The organism is Phenylobacterium sp., assembly GCF_036263695.1.
Taxonomy (GTDB): Bacteria; Pseudomonadota; Alphaproteobacteria; order Caulobacterales; family Caulobacteraceae; genus Phenylobacterium.
This window is the reverse complement of sequence record NZ_DATAGM010000063.1, coordinates 1-5,969: the sequence shown is the minus strand read 5'-3', so window position 1 is coordinate 5,969 and position 5,969 is coordinate 1. Positions and strand designations below refer to the sequence as shown.

At 68.3% G+C, this 5,969-nt stretch carries 5 protein-coding genes; 3 read left to right on the top strand and 2 right to left on the bottom strand.

Annotated features, from left to right (window positions below; all coding sequences use genetic code 11):
- Both uvrC and pgsA read left to right on the top strand, forming a co-directional pair.
- Positions 1 to 1,164 (top strand): excinuclease ABC subunit UvrC (uvrC, locus tag VHK87_RS02400; protein WP_329633300.1); only part of this gene is annotated, 1,164 nt, incomplete at its 5' end.
- Positions 1,165 to 1,239: 75 nt separating this feature from the next.
- Complete coding sequence (gene pgsA, locus VHK87_RS02395) at positions 1,240 to 1,860, top strand: CDP-diacylglycerol--glycerol-3-phosphate 3-phosphatidyltransferase (RefSeq protein WP_329633299.1); 621 nt, start codon at positions 1,240 to 1,242, stop codon at positions 1,858 to 1,860.
- 203 nt (positions 1,861 to 2,063) lie between these two features.
- On the opposite strand, the gene VHK87_RS02390 is transcribed toward pgsA, so the two are convergent.
- Both VHK87_RS02390 and VHK87_RS02385 read right to left on the bottom strand, forming a co-directional pair.
- Entirely contained in the window at positions 2,064 to 2,963 is a 900-nt protein-coding gene (locus VHK87_RS02390; protein WP_329633298.1) for a pirin family protein, read from the bottom strand.
- 140 nt (positions 2,964 to 3,103) lie between these two features.
- Positions 3,104 to 3,604, bottom strand: a complete 501-nt coding sequence (locus tag VHK87_RS02385) for an Lrp/AsnC family transcriptional regulator (protein WP_329633297.1) — start codon at positions 3,602 to 3,604, stop codon at positions 3,104 to 3,106.
- Positions 3,605 to 3,746: 142 nt separating this feature from the next.
- Here VHK87_RS02385 and VHK87_RS02380 point away from each other — a divergent pair.
- Positions 3,747 to 5,969: indolepyruvate ferredoxin oxidoreductase family protein (locus VHK87_RS02380; RefSeq protein WP_329633296.1), on the top strand; the 2,223-nt coding region annotated here is incomplete at its 3' end.

The window sequence follows — 5,969 nt, the reverse complement described above, 5'->3', positions numbered from 1 at the left end:
GCCGCGCGGCTGCGCGACCGTATACGGGCGCTGTCGTCCATCGCCCAGGAGCAGCAGATCAACCCGGAGACCGTCGACGAGGCGGACGTCTTCGCCCTGCACGCCGAGGGCGGCCAGGCCTGCGTGCAGGTGTTCTTCTTCCGCGCCGGCCAGAACTGGGGCAACCGCGCCTACTTCCCCCGGGTGGACCGGCAGGACGAGGACGTGGACGTGATGAGCGCCTTCCTCGGCCAGTTCTACGACGACAAGCCCATACCCAAGCTGATCCTCCTGAACGTCGAGCCTTCAGACAAGGACCTGCTGTGCGAGGCCTTCGGCATCAAGGCCGGGCGGAAGGTGGAGATCCTCAGGCCCCAGCGCGGTGAGAAGCGCCAGCTGGTCGACCACGCCCTGACCAACGCCCGCGAGGCCCTGGGCCGGAAGATGGCCGAGAGCTCGGCCCAGTCGAAGCTGCTGGCCGGCGTCTGCGAGGCCTTCGGCCTGGAGGGCCAGCCGGAGCGGATCGAGGTCTACGACAACTCCCACATCATGGGGACCAATGCGGTCGGCGGGATGATCGTCGCGGGCCCCGAGGGCTTCCAGAAGAGCCAATACCGCAAGTTCAACATCAAGAGCACCGAGCTCACCCCGGGCGACGACTTTGGGATGATGCGCGAGGTGCTGCGCCGCCGCTTCTCGCGGCTGGTGAAGGAGGAGGAGGCGGGGGAAGCCGCCCCCCGGCCCGACCTGGTGCTGATCGACGGCGGCGCAGGCCAGCTCTCGGCGGCGCTGGAGATCATGGCCGACCTGGGCGTCGACGACATACCGGTGGTCGGCGTCGCCAAAGGGCCGGACCGGGACGCCGGGCTGGAGCGGTTCTTCATTCCCGGCAAGGACCCTTTCATGCTCGAGCCGAAGAGCCCGGTGCTCTACTACCTCCAGCGTCTGCGCGACGAGGCCCACCGGTTCGCCATCGGCAGCCACCGCACCCGCCGCTCCATGGACATGAAGAAGAACCCGCTCGACGAGATTGAGGGGGTGGGGCCGGGCCGCAAGCGCGCCCTGCTGCACGCCTTCGGCTCCGCCCGCGGCGTCTCCAGAGCCTCCGTCGAGGACCTCGCCAAGGTTGAGGGGGTCAGCCAGCAGCTCGCCCAGCGCATCTACGACTTCTTCCGCAAGGCGTAAGATCCTCCCCCTGTGGGCGAGCATCTTCCTGCGCTACACCTGAGCCTTCCCGCGACTCGGCGCGTTGAGGCCCACATGCAAGCGCTCCCGAACCTGCTGACCTCCATGCGCCTCGTGCTGGCGCTGTTCATGTTCCTGGCTTTGGCGGCGGCGGCGGGCGGCGTGCCCTGGCTGTCGGAACGGCTGGAGCCCGAGAGCCAGTTCGCCCTGCAGCGCTGGGCCTTCTGGGCGTTCGTGGTGGCGGCGGTGACCGACTTCTTCGACGGGTGGCTCGCCCGCAGGCTCAACGCCGAAAGCGTCTGGGGCGCAATCCTCGACCCGATCGGCGACAAGGTGCTGGTCTGCGGCGGCGTGCTCGGCCTGATGGCCCTGGGACCCCAGCCGATGGTGGTGATCCCCGCCGGCCTGATCCTGTTCCGCGAGTTCACCGTCAGCGCCTTGCGCGAGGTGGGCGCCGGCAAGGGCGTCAAGCTGCCGGTCACCCTGCTCGCCAAGTGGAAGACGACGCTTCAGCTGGTGGGCCTCGGCGCCGAGCTGCTGGTGGCCGCCTGGGGCGCCTTCCAGCTGCCGCCGGAGCCGGAGATCCGCGATACCGTCACCTTCGCCGCGCACGCCCTGTTCTGGTTCGCCGCGCTGATCACCGTCGTGACGGGCGCCCAGTACTGGGAGAAGACGCACAAGGCTCTGAAGGCCTAGGCGGGCGCACCACCGCCGGGTCCGTCGGCCCGTGCAGCAGCCACTCGGTGTCAACGGCCGGACCCCGCTCCAGCCGCATCAGCCGCAACAGCAGCTCGCCGCTCAACTGCACCACCATGCGAGTCTCTCCTCAGTTGCTAATGAGAATGACTCGCAGGTTTGTCGTTGGCAAGCGCAAGACCGCTCCGACGGCAGAGAGGCTTCTAGGACATCGGGTTCGCCGGCGGGGGCGGGTCCTGCGGCAGAGGGATGAACTCTGCGTCGTCGGCATCGGGCAGCTTCATGCGGCCGGCGCGCCAGTCGGCCTTCGCCTGTTCAAGCCGGTCCTTGGACGATGCGACGAAGTTCCACTCGATGTAGCGCTCGCCCACCGGCTCGCCGCCGAGCAGCATGACGATGGCTGGGCCGCCGAAGGCGGTGACCTTCACCGTCTCGCCCGGCGCGAACACCAGCATCTGGCCCTCATGGAAGGTCAGGCCGTCCACCTCCACATGGCCTTGGGCCACATAGGCCGCGCGCTCGGGGTAATCGGCGGGCAGGCCCGCGCTCACTCCGTCCTGCAGCACCCAGTGGACGTAGAACATCGGTGAGTGGACCTTCACCGCCGCCTTGGCGCCGAAGGCCGAACCGGCGATCAGCCGCGCGAAGAGGCCGTCGCCCTCGTAGCTCGGCAGGTCGTCTGGGCCGTCGAAGTGGGCGAAGCTGGGGTCGGTCTCCTCCGACTCCGCGGGCAGAGCGACCCAGGCCTGGATGCCGTTCATCCGCCCGCCGTTGGCGCGCAGGGTCTCGAACCGCTCGGAGTGGGTGATGCCGCGCCCTGCGGTCATCCAGTTCACCTCCCCCGGTCGGATGGCTTGCGTGACCCCGACGCTGTCGCGGTGGGTCATCTCGCCTTCGAACAGGTAGCTGATGGTCGACAGGCCGATGTGCGGGTGGGGCCGCACGTCCACCTCGCGGCCAAAGCCGGGGGCGAATTCGGCCGGACCCATGTGGTCGAAGAAGATGAACGGCCCGACCATCCGCCGCCGCGCATAGGGCAGCACGCGGCCCACCTCAAACCCTCCCAGGTCCTTGCGCCGCTGGTCGATGACGAGGTCGATCATGGGAGGCTCCTTGCTCTACGGGGAGCTTAGATAGGCGCCACGTGACAAATCCACCGCTCATCCCGGCGAAAGCGGGATTCATCGGGCGCGGCCCGCGGCGAGTCAGTCTGGTTCCCGGCTTTCGCCGGGACGAGCGGAGACTATGTGGTCTGGACCGAGATGTACGGGCTGACCAGCCCGAGGGGGGCGGCGGTGGTGTTCTTCACCGCGCGGATGACGATCCGGCTCTCGATGTTGGAGACCAGGCCCAGCGACAGGATCTTGTCTCGCAGGAAGTCGTCGAAGGTGTGCATGTCGCGGGTGACGATGCGCAGCTCGTAGTCGGCCGCGCCGGTGACGGTGGCGCACTGCACGACCTCGGGGAGACGGGTGATCGCCTGCTCGAAGAATTCCAGGTTGTCCTTGGTCGGCAGAGAGAGCTTGACGGTGCAGTAGACCTCGAAGCCGAGGCCGAGCCGCTCGCGGTCCAGGATGGTCACCCGGCGCTGGATCACGCCGGCGTCTTCGAGCCGCTTGATGCGGCGCCAGCAGGGGCTGGAGGACAATCCGACCCTTTCGGCGATCTCAGCGACCGACAATCCGGCGTCATGCTGGATGAGGTCGAGAATCTTGGCATCGACCGCGTCAAGCACCTCAGACAAGTTTTCCTCCCATACCCCGGCTCAGCCAGCGTGTTTCTTGCCCTGGAACCCATCCAAGGGGGCACGCCTTTGGTAAGCAATTGCCGCGCTCTTATATGATCTTCTAAAGCGGTTAGGGAGCCCCAAAAGGAAGGAATTTGCCATGCGGCACCTAGATGTGACGCTAGACGACAAATTTCTGCTCACCGAGGGTCGAGTCTTCATCACCGGGGTGCAGGCGCTGCTGCGCATCCTGATCGATCGCAAGCGGCTCGACCGCGCCGAGGGGCTGAACACTGCCGGCTTCGTCTCCGGCTACCGCGGATCGCCGCTCGGGGGCCTGGACCAGCAGGCCCACCGTGCCGACAAGCACCTCGCGGAGCACGACATCGTCTTCAAGGAGGGGCTGAACGAGGACCTGGCCGCGACCGCCGTCTGGGGCAGCCAGCAGACCAACCTCTTCCCGGGCGCCCGCTACGACGGGGTGTTCGGCATGTGGTACGGCAAGGCGCCGGGCGTCGACCGCACCGGCGACGCCTTCAAGCACGCCAACTTCGCCGGGACCTGGCCTCGGGGCGGAGTGCTGGCGGTGGCCGGCGACGACCACATGTGCAAGTCGTCGACCCTGCCCTCCCAGTCGGAGTTCGCCTTCCAGGACGCCGAGATTCCGGTGCTGTCGCCGGCCGACGTGCAGGAGGTGCTGGACTACGGCCTGCTGGGCTACGCCATGAGCCGGTTCTCGGGGCTTTGGGTCGGGCTGATCGCCCTGGCCGACACCATGGACTCCGGCGCGACCATCGACGTCAGCCTGTCGCGTCACCGCATCGTCACCCCGGCCAACTTCCCGGTCCCGCCAGGCGGGCTCGGCATCCGCACCAAGGACCAGCCGCTGGACAAGGAGCGGCGCCTGAGGCTGCACAAGATGCCGGCGGCCATGGCCTTCGCCCGGGCCAACCGCATCGACCGGGTGGCGCTGGCCTCGTCCCGGCCCCGGCTCGGCATCGTTTGCCAGGGCCAGGCCTACAAGGACGTGATCGAGGCGCTGTCGGCCATTGGCCTGTCGCTGCCCCAGGCGGCGGCGCTCGGCGTCTCGATCTACAAGGTCGGCATGCCCTGGCCGCTGGAGCCGACCGGCGTGCGCGCCTTCGCCGCCGGCCTCGAGACCCTGATGGTCATAGAGCACAAGCGCCCGCTGGTGGAGCAGCAGGTCCGCGCCGCCCTCTATGACCTGCCCGACCACGCCAAGCCGAAGATCGTCGGCAAGGTGGACGAGCGAGGCCACCCGCTGCTGGCCCAGATCGGCTCGCTCTCCGTGGCTGAGATCGCGCTGGCGATCTCCGACCGGCTGCCGCCGGGCCGGCACATGGACGAGGTCAACGACTACCTCAGCCGGGTGAGCGCCGCGGGCGTGGCGGCCGTCACCCTGGCCTCCGAGCAGCAGCGGAAGCCGTTCTTCTGCTCGGGCTGTCCGCATAACACCTCGACCCGGCTTCCGGAGGGCAGCCGGGCGCTGGCAGGCATCGGCTGCCACTACATGGCCAGCTTCGCCGACCCGAACACCGACCTGACCAGCCACATGGGCGGGGAGGGGCTCTCCTGGGTCGGCGCGGCGCCCTTCACCGACGAGAAGCACGTCTTCGTCAACCTGGGCGACGGCACCTACAACCACTCCGGCTCGCTCGCCATCCGCGCCTCAGTCGCGGCGAAGAGCAACATCACCTACAAGCTGCTGTTCAACGACGCGGTCGCCATGACCGGCGGCCAGCAGGCCGAGAGCGGCTTCACCCCGGCCCAGATCACCCGCCAGCTCGCCGCCGAGGGCGTCACCAAGACGGTGATCGTCGCCGACGATCCCTCCCGCTACGACGAGGTGAAGGATCTCGCGCCCGGCGTGACGGTGCACCCGCGCTCGGAGCTGATGAGCATCCAGCGGGAGCTGCGCAAGACGCCGGGCGTCAGCGTGCTGCTCTACGACCAGGTTTGCGCCACCGAGAAGCGCCGCCGCCGCAAGCGCGGCAAGATGCCCAAGGCCGAGCAGCGGGTGATCATCAATCCGCTGGTCTGCGAGGGCTGCGGCGATTGCTCGAAGACCTCGCACTGCGTGTCGGTCGAGCCGCTGAACACCCCTTTCGGGCGCAAGCGCAAGATCAACCAGTCCACCTGCAACCAGGACTACAGCTGCCTGGACGGCTTCTGCCCGTCGTTCGTGACGGTGGAGGGGGCCGAGAACCCGCATGCGCACGAATTGCCGGCGCTGACGGCGGACTCGACGCCGTTGCCGCAGTTCGAGGCGCTGCAGGGCGTGCGCAACATCCTCTTCACCGGGGTCGGCGGCACGGGCGTGACGACCGTCGCCTCCATCCTGGCCATGGCCGCCCACGTGGAC

What these genes read in the sequence shown, in the direction of transcription:
- pgsA (WP_329633299.1), top strand. Translation starts at nt 1,240, where the DNA reads ATGCAAGCGCTCCCGAACCTGCTGACCTCCATGCGCCTCGTGCTGGCG.
- VHK87_RS02390 (WP_329633298.1), bottom strand. Translation starts at nt 2,963, where the DNA reads ATGATCGACCTCGTCATCGACCAGCGGCGCAAGGACCTGGGAGGGTTT.